Here is a 19235-nt window from a genome sequence, read left to right as displayed (position 1 = left end):
TTTCAAATCGCCGGTACAGTGGTCGCTGGGGTCAATCGCGCCGAGCGCCTGGGTCATTGAGGCACGGGGAGGGCTGGCCTAACCTGCGGCGACACTCTTCGCGAATGCCCGCTGCGTCTCCAGCGCCGGGCGTGTCATCACCGGATCGGGAACGCCGAACATGAAAGGCCCGCTGTCTTCGCTGAAAGTCCTCGATTTCTCCACCCTGCTGCCGGGACCGTTCGCCTCGCTGCTGCTGGCGGACATGGGCGCCGAGGTGCTGCGCATCGAGTCGCCCAGCCGTACCGACCTGGTGCGGGTGCTGCCGCCCCACGTCGATGGCGTGTCCACCAGCCACGCCTACCTCAACCGCAACAAGCGTTGCCTGGCCCTGGACCTGAAGCAGCCCGAGGCGCTGGAGGTGGTGCGGCGTCTGGTGCGTGAGTACGACATCGTGCTGGAGCAGTTCCGACCGGGGGTGATGGACAAACTCGGCCTCGGCTATGAGGCGCTGAAGGCGATCAACCCAGGGCTGATCTACGTTTCCATCACCGGCTACGGCCAGACGGGCCCCTACAAGGACCGCGCCGGCCACGACCTCAACTACCTGGCCCTGAGCGGCCTGGCCAGCTACACCGGGCGCCGCGACAGCGGCCCGCTGCCCCTCGGTGTGCAGGTGGCGGACATCGCCGGCGGCTCGCTGCACGGGGTGATCGGCCTGCTCGCGGCGGTGATCGCCCGCCAGGGCAGTGGCCAGGGCCAGCGCGTTGACATCAGCATGACCGACTGCGCCTTCAGCCTGCACGCCATGGCCGGCGCCGGCTTTCTCGCCGGCGGGGTGGAGCCGGACATGGAGAACCAGGTGCTCAACGGCGGCAGCTTCTACGACTACTACCGCACCCGCGATGGCCGCTGGCTGTCGGTGGGCAGCCTGGAGCCGCAGTTCATGCAGCGCTTCTGCGCCACCCTCGGCCGCCCGGAACTGGCCGCCCTGGGGCTATCGGCGAAGGATCAGGACAGGCTCAAGCGCGAGATCGCCATCGAGGTGGAGAAGCGCGACCTGGCCGAGTGGCAACAGCGTTTCGCCGAGGTGGACGCCTGCGTCGAGCCGGTGCTGAGCCTGGCCGAGGCGGTGGAGCATCCCCAGCTCGCGGCGCGCGGCGTGGTCACCGAGGTGCTACGCGAGGGCCGGCCGGCGCAGCGGCAGATCGCCTGCCCGATCCGTTTCTCCGAGGGCCTGGAGCCGCCTCGTCACATCGGCGCGGCGGTCGGCGCGCACAACGACGAGGTGCTGCGCGAGCTGGGCTACGACGAGGAAGAGATCGCTCGGCTCAAGGCCGGCAAGGTGCTCGGGTAGGGGACTAGTAGGGCGGGTGAAACCCGCGACCAATCCAACATCGTGCGCGGGTTTCACCCGCCCTACGGCTATTCGATCCGCTGCTCGCCGCTGAACACCAAAGTCGCCCGGCAGCGCCGGCAGAAGTAGCGGCGGCCCTTGCGCACCAGGTTGTGGCGCTGGGTGGAGAAGGGGAATTCGCCGTCCGGGCACTGGCACAGGTAGAGATAGCGGGTGACCTTGCGCCGCCCCACGTCGTAGGTGTGGCAACGCTCCGGCGGCAGCTCGTAGACGCCGCGCATGATCAGCTGCCATTCCTCGCCGTGGGGCTGGATGCGCGCGCCGAACATCTGGTGCGCCACCAGATGGGCCACTTCGTGGGCCACGGTCTGTTTTAGGAAATGCTCGCGGTTCTCCGCGTACAGCTTCGGATTGAAGCGCAGCAGGTTGTCGTGGAGGTGGGCGACGCCGGCCTTCTGGCCGCGCAGCCGGAAGCTGACCTCGGGGCGGGGGAAGGCGCGTTTGAAGAAGTCCTCGGCCAGCTGGTAGCAGGCTTCGACGCGGGCATGGAGCAGTTCGGGCATGGGGCGATTATGCCGTATCGCCCCATGCCGCCCAACCTGCCGCCGGTCGCGTCAGTCCCGGCCGTGCTGCTGCTCGTGGACCGACGGACGCTCTTCCACGGTCGGGTAGGTCTGGTCCGCCGCGGTGCGCTCGTAGACCGGGTTGGTGTAGTAGTGCCAGTGCAGGATGGCCGAGACCAGCAGGGTCACCACCGCCAGCACGGCCACCGCCCACACCGCCCCGGCGTAGACCATGCCCTGCTGCTGACGGATGCGCATGAAGGTGGGCAGGCCGACGAACAGCAGGAAGGTCGAATAGGCGCAGGCCAGGCCCAGAGCGATCACCGCCAGCCAGCGGCTCGGGTAGACCGCCGCGAGGCCGGCGAGGAAGAACGGCGTGGCAGTGTAGGCGGCGAAGCCGATGCACTGGTTGAGCGTCGGCCGGGTGTCGAAGGTGCGCGACATCCAGCGCACGAAGCCGCCCATGATCAGGGTGCCGAACAGTGCGGTGAAGTAGACGCTGACGGACAGCAGCAGGGCGCTGCGCTCGTCCAGCCGCACCCGCTCGTCGCCGGCCAGGCTCCAGCCCATCTCGGTGGTGCCGATGAACAGGCTGACGGCGGGGATCAGGGCGAGCAGCAGCAGGTGGCCGAGGTAGTGGCTGCTGTGTCGTTCCTCTTCCTGGCGGATCTCGCGCCAGGCGGCGTCCGGGTGGGTGAACAGGGTGACGAAATGCGGAGTCATGGTCGGTGCTCCCTTCTGGGCTACTCAAAGCCTTAGAGCCTTGCCATGGCCGTTGGGGTTCAACTTTCCTGCGCGCATGAAAAAGGCCGCCCGTGGGCGGCCTCGTTCGAACGGTCGTCGATCAGTTGATGTAGACGGGGCCCACGCCGAAGCCCCAGAGGATGACCGAGCAGGCGATCATCGCCACCAGCACCACCAGGCCCACCGCCAGGACGGAGCTGGAGAACATGAAGCCCTCGTCCTGGGGGATGCCCATGAAGGTCGGGATGCCGGAGTAGAGCAGGTAGACCGTGTAGCAGACCGCTATCGTGCCGATCAGCATGCCCAGCCACAGGCTCGGGTACAGCGCGGCGACGCCGCCGATGAACAGCGGGGTGGCGGTGTAGGCGGCGAACACGACGCACTGGGTGAACGTGGGAGTGGCGTCGTAGGTGCGTGCCATCCAGTGGATGAAAGCGCCCATCACGGCGACGCCGACGAGCATGGCGAGGTAGGACATCACGGTCATCTGCAGGGCGCTGGTGGCGGTCAGCTTGACCGCTTCGCCGCTGCCGATGCGCCAGCCGACCTCCGTGGTGCCGAAATAGGCGCAGAGCGCGGGTATGGCGGCGAGAATCAGAACATGGGTCAGGTACATGTGGCTGATGCTTTCTTCCTCGCCACGGATTTCCTGCCACTCCTGGTCGGGATGGGTGAAGAGCCCCCAAACATGGTGGATCATGCAGACACCTCCTCTTTTTATTGTCGATCGCACTGGGCGTAGGGCCCGGCGCGCATGGCCAGCGGCACCGGGTGCAGGCCGATTCGGCTGCGACCGTATGCCGCAGTATAGGGGAAGGCTGGAGGCCGCATGAACCGTGGCTTTAGAGCGAATCGCTCTCTCGGGTTCAGCCGTAATAGCGTTGCAGTATTTCCATCGCCAGGTTGATCGACTGCAGGCGTCCGGTGCTGCCGCCCCGGTCGGGGTGGTGCAGGCTCACCAGCTGGCGGTAGCGCTGCTTGATCACGGCGAAATCGAGCGGCTGGTCGACGTCCAGCTCGAACAGCTCCAGCGCCGCGCGCTTCTCGTCGCCGCCCTGCATGCGCGTCCAGAAGCTGGACAGCAGCTTCTCCACGTCGCGTTCGGTGGTGTCGCGCAGGTGCTGCAGGTCGAGGTAGTAGTCGCGCAGCGGGTCGTGCCGGGCCAGCTCCGCGCTGCCCGGCTGCCAGGGCTGCAGCTGCACGCACAGCGGGCCGATCTCCAGGTGCGCCTCCTGGCGGCCCCAGAGGCGATCGCGCAGCAGGTACAGGGCGTTGAACAGCAGGAAGTGGATGCGGAACAGCACCAGCTTGTCGGCCAGGCCGAGGTTGGGGATGTGGGTGGAGTGGCGGGCCTTGAGCTGCTGGATCAGCTGGAACTCGCTGACGCCGGCGGGCGCGTCGCGCAGCAGTTCGTGCAGCTGGTCGGGCAGGTCGAGGGCGGGGTCGAGGTCGTTGTTCATCGGCCGAGCCTAACACGGGCTGCCGTCGGCGGCCTTTGTGCGTAAAATGGCCAGCTTTTCGCCTTCGTCCCCGGATTCGCCAGCACCATGCCCAGCACCCTCTCGGTCAACCAGAACAAACTGCAGAAGCGCCTGCGCCGCCAGGTCGGCGAGGCCATCGCCGACTTCAACATGATCGAGGACGGCGACAAGGTGATGGTCTGCCTGTCCGGCGGCAAGGACAGCTACACCCTGCTCGACATCCTGCTGTACCTGCAGAAAGTGGCGCCGATCCGGTTCGAGATCGTCGCGGTGAACATGGACCAGAAGCAGCCCGGCTTCCCCGAGCACGTGCTGCCGGCCTACCTGGAGTCCATCGGCGTGCAGTACCACATCATCGAGAAGGACACCTACTCGGTGGTGAAGGAGAAGATCCCGGAGGGCAAGACCACTTGCTCGCTGTGCTCGCGCCTGCGCCGCGGCACCCTGTACACCTACGCCGACGAGATCGGCGCGACCAAGATGGCTCTCGGCCACCACCGCGACGACATCCTCGAGACCTTCTTCCTCAACATGTTCTACGGCGGCACGCTCAAGGCCATGCCGCCCAAGCTGCTGTCCGACGACGGCCGCAACGTGGTGATCCGCCCGCTGGCCTACTGCAACGAGAGGGACATCGAGGCCTACTCGGTGCTCAAGGAATTCCCGATCATTCCGTGCAACCTGTGCGGCTCCCAGGAGAACCTGCAGCGCCAGGTGGTCAAGGAAATGCTCAACGAGTGGGAGCGCAAGAGCCCGGGCCGCACCGAGATCATGTTCCGCGCCCTGCAGAACGTGGTGCCCTCGCAGCTGGCCGACCGCAACCTGTTCGACTTCCAGAGCCTGAAGATCGACGACAGCGCCGCGCCGCGCTTCCTCGATGTGATGAATCTCTGATCCCCCCGGTGCGCACGGCGCACCCTACATACGCTCCGTAGGGTGCGCCATGCGCACCGCCCCGGAAGATCCAACGTAGGGCGGGTGAAACCCGCGCAATTCACCACGCGGGTTGCACCCGCCCTACGCGCGCATGATCAGCTCCGGCACCGCGCGCTCCTCGACGAAGCGCTCGCGCACCAGGCGCTTCACTTCGTCCGCATCGCGTATCCGGTACCACTCGCCGGGCGGGTAGACGCTCAGGGTCGGCCCCTGGTCGCAGGGGAACTGGCACTGGGTGCGGGTGATGTGCACGCCGTCTTCGGTTTCCAGCCGGCCCGCCGCCTTCAGCTCCTCGCGCAGCAGCTTCCACAGCGGCAGCGCGCCACGACGGGTGCAGCGCGGGCCGTTGCACAGCAGCAAGCGATAGCGGTGCGGCGGGATGCACGACCAGCTGTGGCTTTCCGGTAGCCGGGGCACGTCCACGCAGCCCAGGTGCCGCTCCGGCTGCCCGATCAGCTCGGCCAGCGCCGCGACATCGTCGGCGTTGCCGGCGCAGACGAACAGGCCATCGGCCCGTTCGCCCGCCAATGCCTGCAGCTCGCCGCGCAGCCAGTCCAGGTGCGGGCTGCCGCCGAGCGGGTCGAGGTCGACCAGCAGCAGCGGTAGCTCGCCGGCTGCCAGGCACTGCCGTACTTGCGCCCACAGCGGCGCGTAGCCGGTGTCGCTATCGAACAGGTCGTCCAGCACGGCGGCGCCGAAGCGCTCGGCCAACTGATGGCGGATCAGCTCGGCGAAGCTGCCGCTGCCGCTGTCGAGGTCGGGCCCGGCGAACAGCACGCGGGCGTAGTTTTCGGTCTTCATGGTGTCTCTCGGAGCAGGGGCCGCAGCGCCTGCCACAGGTCTTCGGGATCGGCGAAGCTGCGCTCCACCTCGGGCAGTTCGGGGCGCGCCAGCAGCAATACCGGCAGGCCGCGCTCGCGGGCCACCTGCAGCTTGGCCTCGGTGGCCGCGCCGCCGCTGTTCTTGCTCACCAGCACATCGAAACCCTCGGCGGCGAACAGCGCGCGCTCGTCGTTCAGCGCGAAGGGGCCGCGGGCGGCGATGCAGCGGGCGCGCGGGTGCTCGGGCTGGGCATCGAGCAGGCGCAGGGTCCAGAACTGCCCCGCGGGTATTTCGTCGAGGTGGGCCAGCGGTTCGCGGCCCAGGGTGAAGAAGGGTGTGCGGAAGGGCGCCAGGGCCTGGGCCAGCGCTGCCCAGTCGGCCACCTCGCGCCAGTCGTCGCCGGGGCCGGGTCGCCAGCCGGGGCGGCGCAGGGCCCAGCAGGGCACCCCGGCCAGGCGCGCGGCCGCGGCGGCGTTGGCGCTGATCCGCGCCGCATAGGGGTGAGTGACATCCAACAGCAGGTCGAAGCCCTCGCTATGGATGAAGCCGGCCAGCCCCTCGGCGCCGCCAAAGCCGCCCACCCGCACCCGGCAGCCCAGGTCTTCCGGCACCTTGCCCAGCCCGGCCAGGCTGTACAGGTGCTCCGGCCCCAGGCGACGGGCCAGGCGCAGGGCGTCGCCGACGCCGCCGAGCAGCAGCACACGGGTCACGGCTTGTGCGCTTCCAGCAGGGTGATCGGCAGGGCGCTACGCCAGGTGTCGAAGCCGCCCAGGGGCTGGACCTGGGCCACGCTCAGGCGGGTCAGTTCGCCGCCGTGCCGTTCGCGGAAGGCCACCAGGGCGGCCTCGCTCTGCAGGGTCACGGCGTTGGCGACCAGCCGGCCACCGGGCTGGAGCGCCTGCCAGCAGCGTTCCAGCACGCCGGGCACGGTCACGCCGCCGCCGATGAAGATGGCGTCGGGCCGCTCCAGTCCCTCCAGCGCCTCCGGCGCATGGCCGGCCAGCAGTTGCAGCTGCGGTACGCCGAGCACGTCGCGGTTATGCGTGATCAGCCCCTGGCGGCCCTCGTCCGCCTCGATGGCGATGGCCCGGCAGCTCGGATGGCTGCGCAGCCACTCGATGCCGATCGAGCCGCAGCCGGCGCCCACGTCCCACAGCAGCTCGCCGGGGCGCGGCGCCAGGCGTGCCAGGGTGACGGCGCGCACGTCGCGCTTGGTCAGCTGGCCGTCGTGGCGGTAGGCCTCGTCGGGCAGGCCGACGGTCAGCGGCAGTGGCCGTGTCCCGACATCGGCGTGGCACTCGACGGCGAGCAGGTTGAGCGCGGCGGCTTGCTCCAGGCTCCAGTCCTCGGCCAGGCCGTCGACGCGCCGCTCTAGCGGGCCGCCCAGGTGTTCCAGCACGCTCAGGCGGCTGGCGCCGAAGCCGCGCTCGCGCAGCAGGGCGGCGATGGCGGCGGGGCTGGTGCCGTCGTTGCACAGGATCAGCAGGCGCCGGCCCGGGTGCAGGTGCGCGGCGATGGCGGCCAGCGGCCGCGCCACCACCGACAGCAGGGTCGTGTCCTGCAGCGGCCAGCCCAGCCGGGCGGCGGCCAGGGAGCAGGAGGAGGGCGCTGGCAGCACCCGCATCTCGCCCTCGTCCAACTGCCGCGCCAGGCTGGCACCGACGCCGAACAGCATGGGGTCGCCACTGGCCAGCACGCAGGTCGGTGTGCCGCGCCGCTGCAGCAACGGCGCCAGGCCGAAGGGGCTCGGCCAGGCCTCGCGCGGGGCGCGGATGCACGGCGGCAGCAGTTCCAGCTGGCGCGGGGCGCCGACGATGCGCTCGGCGGCCAGCAGGGCGCGCCGCGCCGCCTTGCCCAGGCCGGCGTAGCCGTCCTCGCCTATGCCTACCACCGTCAGCCAGGCCGTCATGCGTGTCTCCTCGATGCCTTGCGGGGCGACGCGCGGGCTTGGCCCGGCGTCGTGAAAAGCGGGCATAATAGCGCCTTCGTCGGTGCCCGGCCCCTCGGGGGTACGTGGGCCTAAGAGGGAACACGGTCGAGCCGTGGCTGCCCCCGCAACTGTAAGCAGCGAGTCGCTCCACACAGGCGCCACTGAGCAATCGGGAAGGCTGTGGGGCGACGAGGACCTGCCAGCCAGGAGACCTGCCGACGACGCTGTCGCGAGTGCCAACATCGGGCGGGGTGTACCGATGCCAAGGAGCCTTCCGGTTCCGCTGGTTCGGTCGCCGCGTCGTTCGTAGCCGGTGACCGCTTGCAGCCCGAATCTCCCTCATCCGCCTTCGTGCCAAGGCCCTCCGCCTGTCCGGGCCTGTGGCGCATCTTGCCTGCGCGCGACGGCGGCATCTGCCGGGTCAAGCTGCCCGGCGGGCGGCTGACTGGCGAGCAGGCGCGCGCCGTGGCCGAGGCCGCGCGACGCTGCGCCGGCGGCGTGCTGGAGCTGACCAACCGCAGCAACCTGCAGATTCGCGGTGTGCGCGAGACCTGCCACGAACAACTGGTGCGGCGCCTGCTCGACGCCGGCCTCGGCCCGCGCCACGCGGCGGCCGACGACGTGCGCAACCTGCTGATCAGCCCCGCCGCCGGCCGCGACCCGGCCGCCCACCTGGACACCCGGCCCCTGGCCGAGCGACTGCTGGCGCTGCTGCAGGACACCCCCGCCTTCCACGGCCTGTCCGCCAAGTTCGCCCTGCAGCTGGACGGCGGCGAGCCCCTGGCCATGCTCGACCACCCCCACGACCTCTGGCTCGGCGCCTTGCCCGGTGGGACGCGGATGGCCTTCGGCCTGGCGGGATGTCCGCGCCGTGGCGCGCTGGGCGTGGTCGAGCTGGAGCGGGTGCCGGCGCTGGTCGAGGCGCTGCTGCACCTGTTCCTCGAACTGGCCGGCGAGCGCACGCGCATGCGCCAGCTGCTGGCGGACATGCCGGTGGCAGACTTCCTCGCCCGCCTGCCGTTCGCCCTGCAAGACCCGCCGCCGACCTTCGCCCCCGTGACGCTGGACGGCGCGCCGCTGGGCATCCATGCCCAGGCCCAGCCGGGCCGCGCGATGCTGCTGGCCGGCGCGCCGCTGGGGCGCCTGCACGCCGACCAGCTGCAGGCCCTGGCCGACCTGGCAGGGGCCGAAGGCAGCGACGAGCTGCGCCTGACGCCCTGGCAGGGCGTGCTGCTGCCGGACGTGGCGGTCGAGCGCCAGGCTGCCGTGGCCCGGGCCATGGCCGATATCGGCCTGGTGCTGGATGCCGGCGCGCCGCTGGCCCGCCTGCTCGCTTGCAGCGGCACGGCCGGCTGTGTCAGGGCCGAGGCGGATACCAAGGCCGACGCCTTGCGCCTGGCCTCGCGCCTGGGCCCGGACGGCCCGGCCCAGGTGCACCTGTGCGGCTGCCCGCGCAGCTGCGCCGCCGCCCATGTCGCGCCCTATACCCTGCTGGCCCGCTCCGGCGGGCGCTATGACCTCTATCGACGCGAGCGGGACCAGGCCGGATTCGGCCGACGGCTGGCGTCGTCCCTCGACATCGACCAGGCCGGCGAACACCTGGCCACAGGAACACCCGAATGATCGATTACATCCGCGACGGTCAGGAGATCTATCGCCAGTCCTTCGCCACCATCCGCGCCGAGGCCGACCTGAGCGCCATCCCGGCCGACCTGGAAAAGCTTGCCGTGCGCCTGATCCACGCCTGCGGCATGGTCGACGTGGTGCAGGACCTGCGCTTCTCGAGCGGCGCCGGCGCGGCCGGTCGCGCGGCCCTGGCCGCCGGTGCGCCGATCCTCTGCGACGCGCGCATGGTGGCCGAGGGCATCACCCGCGCGCGCCTGCCTGCCGACAACCCGGTTATCTGCACCCTCAATGAAGCGGATGTGCCGCAACGGGCCCGCGAGCTGGGCAACACCCGCTCGGCGGCGGCCCTGGAGCACTGGCGCGAGCATCTGCAGGGCAGCGTGGTGGTGATCGGCAACGCGCCGACCGCGCTGTTCTACCTGCTGGAGATGCTCGACGCCGGCGCGCCGAAGCCCGCGCTGATCCTCGGCATGCCGGTGGGCTTCATCGGCGCCGCCGAATCCAAGGACATGCTCGCCGCCGACAGCCGCGGCGTGCCCTACGTAATCGTGCGTGGCCGCCGTGGCGGCAGCGCCATGGCCGCCGCCGCGGTCAATGCTCTGGCCACGGAGGTGGAGTGATGCGCAAGGGACGTCTGCTCGGCCTCGGCGTCGGCCCCGGCGACCCGGAGCTGATCACCCTCAAGGCCCTGCGCCTGCTGCAGTCGGCGCCGGTGGTAGGCTACTTCGTGGCCAAGGCCAAGGCGAGCAAGGGCCTGGGCGGCAACGCCTTCGGCATCATCGAGCGGCACCTGACCGAGGCGCAGCGGCGCCTGCCGCTGGTCTATCCGGTGACCACCGAGAAGCTCGAACCGCCGCTCTCCTACGAGGATGTGATCGCCGACTTCTACGACACCTGCGCCGCGCAGATCGCCCTGGAGCTGGACGCCGGCCGCGACGTGGCGGTGATCTGCGAGGGCGACCCGTTCTTCTACGGCTCCTACATGTACCTGCACGACCGCCTGGCCGAGCGCTACGAGGTGGAGGTGGTGCCCGGCGTGTGCTCCATGCTCGGCTGCGCCTCGGTGCTGGGCACGCCCCTGGTGTACCGCAACCAGTCGCTCAGCGTGCTCTCCGGCGTGCTGCCGGAGGAGGAACTGGAGCAGCGCCTGCGCAATGCCGAGGCCGCCGTGGTGATGAAGCTCGGGCGCAACTTCGACAAGGTGCGCCGCGTGCTGCAGCGCCTCGGCCTGGCCGAGCGCGCCCACTACGTGGAGCGCGCCACCATGGACAACCAGCACATCGTGCCGCTGGATGAGGTGGACCCGCTGGCCTCGCCCTATTTCTCCATGATCCTGGTGCCGGGGGAGAAGTGGTGTGGCTGAGTCGACCACCGGTGGGAGCGGCCTTGGCAGTGATGATGGCGAGCACGGAGCATTCGCGGCCGAGGCCGCTCCCACAAGGGGTGCAGGCATGAGTCCCGCCATCGTCATCCTCGGCGCTTCGGCGCTGGCCACCGCGCGCCGGGTGCGCGAGCGCTACCCCGGGGCGCGTATCCATGGGCTGAGCGGGCGGGTGGCAGAGGTCGACCAGGGCTACCGCGAGTTCGCCGAACACCTGCGTGGCCTGTACCGCGCCGGCACGCCGATCATTGCCCTGTGCGCCGCCGGCATCGTCATCCGCAGCCTGGCGCCGGCGCTGGCGGAGAAGGGCGCCGAGCCGCCGGTACTGGCCCTGGCCGAGGACGGCAGCGCCGTGGTGCCGCTGCTCGGCGGCCTGGCCGGGGTCAACCGCCTGGCCCGCGAACTGGGCGACTGGCTGGCGGTGGCGCCGGCCATCACCACCAGCGGCGAGCTGCGCTTCGGCACCTGCCTGCTCGACCCGCCGCCCGGCTACGTCCTGGCCGACCTGGAGCGGGGTAAGCGGCTGGTCAGCGACCTGCTCGGCGGCGCGCGCCTGCGCGTCGAGGGCGAGGCGCCCTGGCTGGCGCGGGCCGACCTGCCGCTGCATCCCGAGGGCGAGCGCTGCGTGCGCGTCGATGTGTCCGCCGCGGGCGATGACGATGCGCTGCTGATCCATCCGCGCCGGCTGCTGGCGCGCTGCACCGGAGGCGACGACGATCTCGCGCGGTGCCTGCGCGAGGCGCTGGCCGCAGCCGGTCTGGCCGAGGCGGCGCTGGCCGCGCTGCTGGTCGAGGGCGAGGGCGAGGGGCGCGCGCTGCCGCAGGCCGAGCAGGCCTCCCGGGCGCTGGGCGTGCCGCTGCGCTTCATCGAGTCGGACACGGCATTGCCGGCGGCCTGCCACGAGGCACCGGGGCTGAGCCTGCACCTGGCCGACAGCCCGCAAGCCGCTGCCGCTATCGGCCGCCCGCGCGGCCGGCTCAGCGTGATCGGCATCGGCCCGGGCAGCGCCGAGCTGATGGCGCCGGCCGTGCGCCAGGCGCTGGACGCGGCCGAGGACGTGCTCGGCTACGAGACCTACGTGACCATGGCCGGCCCCTACCGCGCCGGCCAGCGCCTGCACGCCAGCGACAACCGCGAGGAACTGCAGCGCGCCGCCCATGCCTTCGAGCTGGCGGCCGGGGGACGGCGGGTGGTGATGGTGTCCTCCGGCGACCCCGGCGTGTTCGCCATGGCCGCCGCGGTGATGGAGGCGCTGGAGGGCGCGGTCGATCCGCGCTGGCAGGGCGTGGAGCTGGAGGTGCTGCCCGGCATCTCCGCGGCCCTGGCCACCGCCGCCAGGGCCGGCGCGCCGCTGGGCCACGACTTCTGCCTGATCTCCCTGTCCGACAACCTCAAGCCCTGGGCGGTGATCGAACGGCGCCTGCAGCACGCGGCGGCGGCCGATCTGGCGATGGCCTTCTACAACCCGATCTCCCGGGCACGCCCCTGGCAGCTCGGCCGCGCCCTCGACCTGCTGCGCCAGCACCGCGAGCCGCAGACCTTGGTGGTACTCGGCCGCGACATCGGCCGCCCGGCCGAGACCCTGCGCGTGCTCACCCTGGGCGAGTTGACCCCGGAGCAGGTGGACATGCGCACCCTGGTGATCGTCGGCTCCAGCCAGACCCGGCGTTTCCCGCGCCAGGGCGGTGGCGAGTGGGTCTACACGCCGAGGTGGTACCCGGCAACGTAGGGTGCGTGGGGCCGCCCAGGCTGTGCGCACCGACGCTTTTTCCCGAGGTGATCGCCCCCAGGAACGCCGGGAGCGGCCTCAGTTGCGGAATTCGATCTGCAGCTCGGCGCCTTCCACGGAGTCCCAGTAGTCGTCGCCCCGGTCGTTGGTGATCAGGCGGCCGTTCAACTGGTAGGGGCCGGGCTTGGTCGGCTTTTCCATGAACATCGGCGGCAATACCGGCTTGGGCGGCTCGACGGGTTCGCCTGGCTCCAGCCCCTGAACCAGTTCCTCGGGCAGGTGCAGGTCGAGCTTCACCGGCGGCAGCGGCACCTTGACGGCAGGGGACACAGCCGACTTGGCGGCGGGCTTGGGCGCCGGCTTGGCGGGTTTGGGCGGCGCGGGCGCCGGTTTGGGCGCAGGTTTTTCCTCCGCCTTCTTCGCGGCGGGCGGTGTCGGAGTCGGCGCGCTTTTCTCGGGCCGGGCTTCGGCCTGTTTCCGAGGCGCCTCGGACGGAGGCTTGGGCGGCTCGTCGCAGGCCGCCAGCAGGCCGAGGGCCAGCAGCAGGGGGAGTGCGTGGAAAACTTTCATGGCGGACAGGTTTTCATGTCGATGCCCCATGCTCGCGCTTGAAGTGCGCCGTGGCAAGACCGTCGGGTTACGCCATATTGCACCGCAGCGGCCATGCCGGGGCATGGCCGCTGCGGATCAGCGCTCGTCTTTGAGCAGGCGTCCGAGTTCGGCGTCCAGGTCCTGGCGCGGGTACTCCTGCCGCAGCTCGGCGAGCAGCCGGTCGGCCTGTTCGCGCTGGCCTTCCTCGCGCAGGCGCAGCACCTGGCGCAGGCGCTGTTCCAGCGGTGGAGGCTCTTCGGCGAGTGCCTGTGCGCCCGCTCCAGCGTTCGAGCGTGCTTCGGCCTGTGCTGCCTCTACCTGTGCTTTGGCAATGGCCTGCGCCTTGGTCTTGGCCTCTAGGCGCGCCTCGGTGCCGGGCTTCGCCGCATCGGCCATCGGCGCCGGTGCTATCGGTCGGGGCGCGGCGGCAGGAGGCGAGATCGGGAGGGCGGTGTCCGACTCTGCAAGTGCCCGCTCGGCCGGTGCCGGTTCGGCCTGGACGTACTCGCGTGCGCGGCTGTGCCGCTGCGCCTCCATGGTCGGTGCCACCTCGCGCAGGACCGGCGTCGGGGCGCTGGCCGCCGCCGGTGCGGGGGCGTTGTAGGCCTGCGGCAGGCGATCCCGGGTGTTCAGGGCCAGGTTGAGGCCGATGCCGAACACCGCCAGGCCCGCCACCGCCATGGACCAGCGGGTGCGGCTGCCGGCGCCGAACAGCCAGGCGTGCAGGCGCTGCGCCGCGCTCGGCTTCGACTGGGCCAGCGCCTCGCGGGCGGCGGCGATGATCCGTGCGTCCATGGCGGCCGAGGGCTCGCCTTGGGCGTGCTGGCGGAAATGCTCCAGCAGCTGCCGTTCCTGCTGCAGTTCGCTGTCGTGTTGGCTCATGCGGATACCTCCTCGGCCGAAGCCGGATCGGCCAGCAGCCGACGTAACTTGTTCAGCGCGTAGCGCAGGCGGCTCTTCACGGTTTCCGCCGGCGTCCGGGTGAGTTCGGCGATCTGGTGCAGTTCGAGGTCGCCGTGGGCGCGCAGCAGGAACACCTCGCGCTGCTCCTCGGGCAGGTCGGCCAGCGCCGCCTGCAGGCGTTCCTGGTCGCGGCTCAGCACCAACTGCTGCTCAGGACCGGGGCCCGGGTCGGCGCTGGCGTGGCGCGCCTCGTCGTATTCATCGAGCTTTCCCTGATGACGCCCGCTCTTGCGCCAGTGGTCGATCAGGCGGTTGCGCGCGATCTGGTACAGCCACGTCTTGAACAGCACCGCCTCGCGCTGCTCGCTGGCGCTGCGGATCAGACTCATCCAGGTGTCCTGGAACACCTCCTCGGCCAGCGCGTGGTCGCCGCACAGGCCGAGGAGGAAGCGGAACAGGCCGAGGCGGTGGCGCTCGTAGAGCGTGGCGAAGGCCGCCGCGTCGCCGTTGCGATAACGCCGCAGCAGCGCGGCGTCATCGTCTTGCAGTGGGAGGTTCAATTAGTCGGCCCTGACTTGAACGGTTTGCGGAGTTTGCAGGCTCTGCGCCAGTTCCACCAGTTGCACGAACTCGCCGCGCAGGCCGAACGGGTCATCGCCCCGGGCGCCGCGGGCCAGCGTGGCGCTGTCGGCCAGGGAGAAGGCGCCGGTGTACTGGCCGCCGCGCAGCTGCTGGGCGAAGGCCGCCACCGCCGCCGCGAAGCGCAGGTCGTCGCTGGCCCGGGCGATGGGTGTCGCCTCGCCCTTGGCGATGGGCCGCTCCACCAGCTTGCTGGCGCCGCCCTCCGGTGCCTTGTAGCGCAGGCGCAGCCAGGCTATCTCGCCGGGCTTGCCCTGGTCGCCGGCGGCGCGGGCGTAGCGCAGCGGTTCCAGCCAGCCTTTGGCGCCTACCGGCACCACCTCGTACAGCGCGGTGACCGTGTGCCCGGCACCGATCTCGCCGGCGTCGACCTTGTCGTTGGCGAAGTCCTCGCGCTTCAGGGCGCGGTTCTCGTAGCCCAGCAGGCGGTACTCGCTGACCTCGGCCGGGTTGAACTCGACCTGGACCTTCACGTCCTTGGCGACCACCGCCAGGGTCGAGCTGAGCTGGTCGACCAGCACCTTGCGCGCCTCGCGCAGGTTGTCGATGTAGGCGTAGTTGCCGTCGCCGGCGTCGGCGAGCTGCTCCATCAGCTGCTCGTTGTAGTTGCTCGCGCCGAAGCCCAGGGTGGTCAGCGACACGCCGGTCTTGCGCTTGTCGGCGGCCAGCTGCTTGAGCGTCTCGAAGTCGCTGATGCCGACGTTGAAGTCGCCATCGGTGGCCAGCAGGATGCGGTTGATGCCGTCCTTCAGCAGGCCCTTCTGCGCCTCCTGGTAGGCCAGCTGGATGCCGGATTCGCCGGCGGTGGAGCCACCTGCGCTGAGCCGGTCGATGGCGGCGCGGATCTTCTCCTTCTCGCTGCCGGCGGTGGATTCCAGCACCACACTGGAGGTGCCGGCGTAGGTGACCAGGGCCACCCGATCCTGCGGGCGCAACTGGTCGACCAGCAGCTTGAGGGTGGCCTGGACCATGGGCAGGCCCTCGCGACGGTCCATGGAGCCGGAGACGTCGACCAGGAACACCAGGTTGGCCGGCGGCAGCTCGGCGACGCTCAGGTCGGCGGCCTTGATCGCCACCCGCAGCAGGCGCGTCTCGGGGTTCCAGGGCGTGGTCGCCAGTTCCGTGGCGACGCTGAACGGCACGTCGCCCTCGGGTTTGGGATAGGCATAGGGGAAGTAGTTGACCAGCTCCTCCAGGCGCACCGCGTCCCTGGGCGGCAGGGTGCCGTCATTGAGGAAGCGGCGCACGTTGGCGTAGGCGCCGGTGTCCACGTCGATGCTGAAGGTCGACACCGGCTGTTCGGCCACGGCCTGCACCGGATTGCCCTCGATCTTCTGGTATTGCTCGCGGTTGGCGTCCCGGTAACCGAAGCCGGCGCCGTCGCTCAGCGGCGCCGGGGCGATCATCGGCGCGGCGTAGGGCATGGCCTTGTGCACTTCCCGGGCCCTGGCAGCGGCCGGGGCGGCCTGCTCCTGCAGCCGTTCGTGTTGGGCGACGGGTTCGGCGGCCTGGGGTACGGCAGGGGGAGCGACCACGCTGGGCGTGGCCTCGTCGTGGGAGGCGCTGCAGGCGGCCAGCGCCAGGGCCAGGGTGGCGCCGAAGCCGGCGAGCAGGGGTTGCGGGGCGATGCGGGACATGGCGGGGTCTCCTCGGGCGAAAGTCCATTCGCCCGGGTAGACGTAGCCGCCAGCGACTTCGGGTTAACAGGCCTTTGAAAAGGCTATGTCCCCGTTACGTGAGACGCTATAGCTGCCCTGCGGAAGCGGCCTGCCTGGGAGCCGGTAGGGTGGTTGGGTCGCAGGCCATAACCCATCAGCACGATCGACCGCGGTACCGCTGGGTTACGCCGGCAAGCGGCTAACCCACCAGCCTCTCTATCTGAACACCGCAGCTGCCTGCCCCTGGATTCCCGCCTGCGCGGGAATGACGGTTCCGGAAGAAACTCCGCCCCCACCTCGTCATCCCCGCGCAGGCGGGGACCCAGAAGAGCTCAGGGCACTACAGCATCTAACGTGGACATAGCCTTTGAAAAACTACCTGCGTTAGTGGCAATACCCTGCCTCGCCTGCGCTTCAACAGCCCGTCAAGCGCCCTGACTTTCCGCGCAGAGCTGGCGGACCAGCATGCCCAGGGTCATCATCGCCCGCTCGGATTCGCGGTTCCACGGGATGCCGCAGGTCAGCCGCAGGCAGTTGTTGAACTGCTCGGTGTTGCTGAAGATCAGCCCCGGCGCGATGCTGATGCCCTGCTGCAGCGCCCGCACGTGCAGCTCCTGGGCGCTGACCTTGCCGGGCAGGCTGACCCAGAGGATGAAGCCGCCGTGCGGCCGGGTCATCTGTGTGCCTTCCGGGAAGTGCTGCTGCACCGCCAGCTGGTAGGCGGTCATGTTCTTGCGGTACTCCTGGCGGATGTGCCGCAGGTGGCGGTCGTAGCCGCCGTTCTCCAGGTACGCGGCCACGCCCATCTGGGTCACGCTGCAGGCCGAGTGGGTGCTGAAGGTCTGCAGGCGCTCCACTTCTTCCTGGTAGCGACCGGCGATGATCCAGCCGATGCGCACGCCCGGCGACAGGGTCTTGGAGAAGCTGGAGCAGTACACCACCTGGTCGTCGCGGTCATGGGCCTTGAGCGCCTTGCTGCGCCCCGGCTCGAACAGCAGCTCGCCGTAGATGTCGTCCTCGATCACTCGGATGCCGTGGTCGGCGGTCAGGCGCAGCAGCTGCTTCTGACGGTCCTCGGGGATGCTGCCGCCGAGCGGGTTGGACAGGCGTGCAGTAAGCACCAGCGCCTTGATCGGCCACTGGTTGGCGGCCAGCTGCAGTGCTTCCAGGCTGAGACCGATGGTCGGGTCGCTGGGAATCTCGATGACCTTGAGGCCGAGCACTTCCGCCAGTTGCAGCAGGCCGTAGTAGGTCGGCGACTCGGCGGCGATCAGGTCGCCGGGCTGGGTCAGTACGCGCAGGGCCATGTGGATGGCGTCCACGCAGCCGTGGGTGATCACCACCTCGGAAGGGTCCACCGCCACGCCGGCATCGCGCATGCGGATCGCCACCTGGCGGCGCAGCGGCTCGTAGCCGGGGCTGAACATGTAGCTGAAGGCGCGCGGACTCTGGAAGCGGGTGACCTTGGCCAGTTGCTGGTGCAGCGAGCGCACCGGCAGGTAGTCCACGTGCGGCACGGCCGCGCCGAGGGGAAACACGCCGTCCTGGCGCGAATCGTTGAGCACCTGGCTGATGATGCTGCTGCGGGTGACCATGGCGGGGCGCTCGACCCGCGCGATGTCCGGGGTCGAGGCGGTGAGACCGGCGCTCTGGTGCACGTAGAAGCCGGACTGCGGACGGGCGCGGATCAGGCCCATGTCTTCAAGGTTGGCGTAGGCCTGCAGCACGGTGGCATGGCTGACGCTGAGCTGGGAACTCATCTTGCGCACCGACGGCACCCGCTCGCCGGGCTGGTAGACGCCACGGCGGATATCCTCGGCCAGCAACTGGGCGATGCGCTGATAGAGCAACAAGCTGGTCATTACAAGGTTCCTTACGCGACTGAACCGTAACAGTAGCCAAATTCCGGACGATCGGATCGGTACAGTGAAACAATATGCCAACGGTACAGTTGCGTCTGTTACGGAGCAGATACGGTCGACCCGCACCGATCGGGTGATTGGGGAATGGGACTGCGGGAGGGCGGGGGCGTTCCGTGACGCGGGGAGGACCGGGGGCCGGCGCCCCCGGCGGGCGGAGCGGGTCAGTCGACGAACAGGTCGGTCATCAGCTTGCTGGACGGGTCGAAGCGGTACTGCTCGAAGTCCTCCTGGCCCTGCTCGCGGAGGATTTCCTCGTCCAGCAGCAGGCGGCCGCTGATGCTGCGCTCGCTGCTCGCGAGGATGGCGCAGGCGGCGTCGGCCATGATCGCCGGCAGGCGCGCGGCCTTCATCACCGCCGGGCCGCCGGCCTCGTACTCGATGGCGGCGGTGGCGATCACCGTCTTCGGCCACAGCGAGTTGACGCTGATGCCGTACTTGCGGAATTCCTCGTGCATGCCCAGCGTCAGCATGCTCATGCCGTACTTGGTGGTGGTGTACGGGCTGTAGCTGGAGAACCACTGGGGCGCGAGGTTGAGCGGCGGCGACAGGCTGAGGATGTGCCCGCGGCTCTGCTTGAGGTAGGGCAGGGCCGCTTGGCTGCAGACCATCACCGCGCGGGTGTTGATCTGGAACATCAGGTCGTAGCGCTTCGGCTCCAGCTGCTCGACGCCGACCAGGCGGATCGCCCCGGCGTTGTTGACCACGGCGTCGATGCCGCCGAAGTGGGCGGCGGCCTGGGCCATGGCGGCCTTCACCGCGCCCTCGTCACGCACGTCCAGCTGCAGGGCCAGGGCCTTGCCGCCGGCCTCTTCGACTTCCGCCGCCACCGTGTGGATGGTGCCGGGCAGCTTGGGATGGGGCTCGGCGCTCTTCGCCGCGATGACGATGTTGGCGCCCTGGGCGGCGGCCTTGAGCGCGATCTCGCGGCCGATGCCGCGGCTGGCGCCGGTGATGAACAGGGTCTTGCCTTGCAG

At 70.1% G+C, this 19235-nt stretch carries 19 protein-coding genes and 1 riboswitch; of the genes, 6 read left to right on the top strand and 13 right to left on the bottom strand.

The annotated features are described in order from the left end of the window. The first annotated feature begins 160 nt into the window (after positions 1-160). A complete protein-coding gene (locus N7640_RS23315; protein WP_279905899.1) occupies positions 161-1336 on the top strand; it encodes a CaiB/BaiF CoA-transferase family protein in 1176 nt (391 codons plus the stop codon). Between the two features lie 68 nt (positions 1337-1404). On the opposite strand, the gene N7640_RS23310 is transcribed toward N7640_RS23315, so the two are convergent. The 4 genes from N7640_RS23310 to N7640_RS23295 all read right to left on the bottom strand — a co-directional run bounded on the left by N7640_RS23310 (position 1405) and on the right by N7640_RS23295 (position 4103). Further along, positions 1405-1899 carry a SprT family zinc-dependent metalloprotease gene (locus tag N7640_RS23310; protein ID WP_220815605.1) on the bottom strand — a complete coding sequence of 165 codons (495 nt, stop codon included), beginning with the start codon at positions 1897-1899 and terminating at the stop codon, positions 1405-1407. A 51-nt stretch (positions 1900-1950) separates the two neighbouring features. Next, complete coding sequence (locus N7640_RS23305) at positions 1951-2622, bottom strand: Yip1 family protein (protein WP_279905898.1); 672 nt, start codon at positions 2620-2622, stop codon at positions 1951-1953. A gap of 121 nt (positions 2623-2743) precedes the next feature. After that, positions 2744-3343, bottom strand: a complete 600-nt coding sequence (locus N7640_RS23300) for a Yip1 family protein (RefSeq protein WP_220815607.1) — start codon at positions 3341-3343, stop codon at positions 2744-2746. 166 nt (positions 3344-3509) lie between these two features. Next, positions 3510-4103 carry a DNA-J related domain-containing protein gene (locus N7640_RS23295; protein ID WP_279905897.1) on the bottom strand — a complete coding sequence of 198 codons (594 nt, stop codon included), beginning with the start codon at positions 4101-4103 and terminating at the stop codon, positions 3510-3512. 87 nt (positions 4104-4190) lie between these two features. Between N7640_RS23295 and ttcA the strand changes: the two genes are divergently transcribed. Then, positions 4191-5018, top strand: a complete 828-nt coding sequence (gene ttcA, locus N7640_RS23290) for a tRNA 2-thiocytidine(32) synthetase TtcA (RefSeq protein ID WP_279905896.1) — start codon at positions 4191-4193, stop codon at positions 5016-5018. 123 nt (positions 5019-5141) lie between these two features. On the opposite strand, the gene N7640_RS23285 is transcribed toward ttcA, so the two are convergent. From N7640_RS23285 to cbiE, 3 genes are read right to left on the bottom strand one after another with little or no spacing between them, the layout of a single operon-like run. Continuing rightward, complete coding sequence (locus tag N7640_RS23285; protein ID WP_279905895.1) at positions 5142-5861, bottom strand: (2Fe-2S) ferredoxin domain-containing protein; 720 nt, start codon at positions 5859-5861, stop codon at positions 5142-5144. Beyond that, positions 5858-6592, bottom strand: a complete 735-nt coding sequence (locus N7640_RS23280) for a cobalt-precorrin-6A reductase (RefSeq protein WP_279905894.1) — start codon at positions 6590-6592, stop codon at positions 5858-5860. Before N7640_RS23280 ends, N7640_RS23285 begins: the two co-directional genes overlap by 4 nt. Further along, complete coding sequence (cbiE, locus tag N7640_RS23275; RefSeq protein WP_279905893.1) at positions 6589-7791, bottom strand: precorrin-6y C5,15-methyltransferase (decarboxylating) subunit CbiE; 1203 nt, start codon at positions 7789-7791, stop codon at positions 6589-6591. Before cbiE ends, N7640_RS23280 begins: the two co-directional genes overlap by 4 nt. A 63-nt stretch (positions 7792-7854) precedes the next feature. After that, positions 7855-8047, top strand: a riboswitch (cobalamin riboswitch). 155 nt (positions 8048-8202) lie between these two features. On the opposite strand from cbiE, the gene cobG reads away from it, so the two are divergent. The 4 genes from cobG (at position 8203) to cobJ (ending at position 12548) form a co-directional block, all read left to right on the top strand. Then, entirely contained in the window at positions 8203-9435 is a 1233-nt protein-coding gene (cobG, locus tag N7640_RS23270; RefSeq protein WP_279905891.1) for a precorrin-3B synthase, read from the top strand. Next, a complete protein-coding gene (locus N7640_RS23265) occupies positions 9432-10058 on the top strand; it encodes a precorrin-8X methylmutase (RefSeq protein ID WP_279905890.1) in 627 nt (208 codons plus the stop codon). Before cobG ends, N7640_RS23265 begins: the two co-directional genes overlap by 4 nt. Beyond that, positions 10058-10801, top strand: a complete 744-nt coding sequence (locus N7640_RS23260; RefSeq protein ID WP_279905889.1) for a precorrin-2 C(20)-methyltransferase — start codon at positions 10058-10060, stop codon at positions 10799-10801. Before N7640_RS23265 ends, N7640_RS23260 begins: the two co-directional genes overlap by 1 nt. 88 nt (positions 10802-10889) lie before the next feature. Continuing rightward, positions 10890-12548, top strand: coding sequence for a precorrin-3B C(17)-methyltransferase (gene cobJ / locus N7640_RS23255; protein ID WP_279905888.1), 1659 nt, complete (start codon positions 10890-10892; stop codon positions 12546-12548). A 78-nt stretch (positions 12549-12626) separates the two neighbouring features. On the opposite strand, the gene N7640_RS23250 is transcribed toward cobJ, so the two are convergent. From N7640_RS23250 to N7640_RS23225, 6 genes are all read right to left on the bottom strand, one after another. Further along, positions 12627-13118 (bottom strand): hypothetical protein, encoded by a 492-nt coding sequence (locus N7640_RS23250; RefSeq protein ID WP_279905887.1) that lies wholly within the window; start codon positions 13116-13118, stop codon positions 12627-12629. Positions 13119-13235: 117 nt separating this feature from the next. Next, a complete protein-coding gene (locus N7640_RS23245) occupies positions 13236-14021 on the bottom strand; it encodes a hypothetical protein (protein WP_279906245.1) in 786 nt (261 codons plus the stop codon). Further along, the gene (locus N7640_RS23240) at positions 14018-14602 is read right to left on the bottom strand and encodes an RNA polymerase sigma factor (protein WP_279906061.1); all 585 of its coding nucleotides are present in this window, start codon (positions 14600-14602) and stop codon (positions 14018-14020) included. The genes N7640_RS23245 and N7640_RS23240 overlap by 4 nt, the downstream gene beginning before the upstream one ends. Further along, entirely contained in the window at positions 14603-16318 is a 1716-nt protein-coding gene (locus N7640_RS23235; protein ID WP_279906063.1) for a VWA domain-containing protein, read from the bottom strand. It abuts the gene before it with no gap. A gap of 446 nt (positions 16319-16764) precedes the next feature. Next, entirely contained in the window at positions 16765-18201 is a 1437-nt protein-coding gene (locus tag N7640_RS23230; RefSeq protein WP_220815620.1) for a PLP-dependent aminotransferase family protein, read from the bottom strand. Between the two features lie 221 nt (positions 18202-18422). Continuing rightward, the gene (locus N7640_RS23225; protein ID WP_279906243.1) at positions 18423-19235 is read right to left on the bottom strand and encodes an NAD(P)-dependent oxidoreductase; all 813 of its coding nucleotides are present in this window, start codon (positions 19233-19235) and stop codon (positions 18423-18425) included.

The organism is Pseudomonas sp. GD04015 (genome assembly GCF_029837675.1).
Classification (GTDB): domain Bacteria; phylum Pseudomonadota; class Gammaproteobacteria; order Pseudomonadales; family Pseudomonadaceae; genus Aquipseudomonas; species Aquipseudomonas paralcaligenes.
Note: the sequence above shows the minus strand (reverse complement) of the source record. Positions and strands in the feature narration are given on the sequence as shown.

Bases quoted from the DNA above. Each gene is read 5' to 3' on its own strand.
- N7640_RS23235 (WP_279906063.1), bottom strand. From the start codon at position 16,318: ATGTCCCGCATCGCCCCGCAACCCCTGCTCGCCGGCTTCGGCGCCACC.
- N7640_RS23260 (WP_279905889.1), top strand. From the start codon at position 10,058: ATGCGCAAGGGACGTCTGCTCGGCCTCGGCGTCGGCCCCGGCGACCCG.
- N7640_RS23265 (WP_279905890.1), top strand. From the start codon at position 9,432: ATGATCGATTACATCCGCGACGGTCAGGAGATCTATCGCCAGTCCTTC.
- N7640_RS23310 (WP_220815605.1), bottom strand. From the start codon at position 1,899: ATGCCCGAACTGCTCCATGCCCGCGTCGAAGCCTGCTACCAGCTGGCC.
- N7640_RS23230 (WP_220815620.1), bottom strand. From the start codon at position 18,201: ATGACCAGCTTGTTGCTCTATCAGCGCATCGCCCAGTTGCTGGCCGAG.
- cbiE (WP_279905893.1), bottom strand. From the start codon at position 7,791: ATGACGGCCTGGCTGACGGTGGTAGGCATAGGCGAGGACGGCTACGCC.
- N7640_RS23315 (WP_279905899.1), top strand. From the start codon at position 161: ATGAAAGGCCCGCTGTCTTCGCTGAAAGTCCTCGATTTCTCCACCCTG.
- N7640_RS23285 (WP_279905895.1), bottom strand. From the start codon at position 5,861: ATGAAGACCGAAAACTACGCCCGCGTGCTGTTCGCCGGGCCCGACCTC.
- N7640_RS23295 (WP_279905897.1), bottom strand. From the start codon at position 4,103: ATGAACAACGACCTCGACCCCGCCCTCGACCTGCCCGACCAGCTGCAC.
- N7640_RS23300 (WP_220815607.1), bottom strand. From the start codon at position 3,343: ATGATCCACCATGTTTGGGGGCTCTTCACCCATCCCGACCAGGAGTGG.
- N7640_RS23245 (WP_279906245.1), bottom strand. From the start codon at position 14,021: ATGAGCCAACACGACAGCGAACTGCAGCAGGAACGGCAGCTGCTGGAG.
- ttcA (WP_279905896.1), top strand. From the start codon at position 4,191: ATGCCCAGCACCCTCTCGGTCAACCAGAACAAACTGCAGAAGCGCCTG.
- N7640_RS23250 (WP_279905887.1), bottom strand. From the start codon at position 13,118: ATGAAAGTTTTCCACGCACTCCCCCTGCTGCTGGCCCTCGGCCTGCTG.
- cobJ (WP_279905888.1), top strand. From the start codon at position 10,890: ATGAGTCCCGCCATCGTCATCCTCGGCGCTTCGGCGCTGGCCACCGCG.
- N7640_RS23305 (WP_279905898.1), bottom strand. From the start codon at position 2,622: ATGACTCCGCATTTCGTCACCCTGTTCACCCACCCGGACGCCGCCTGG.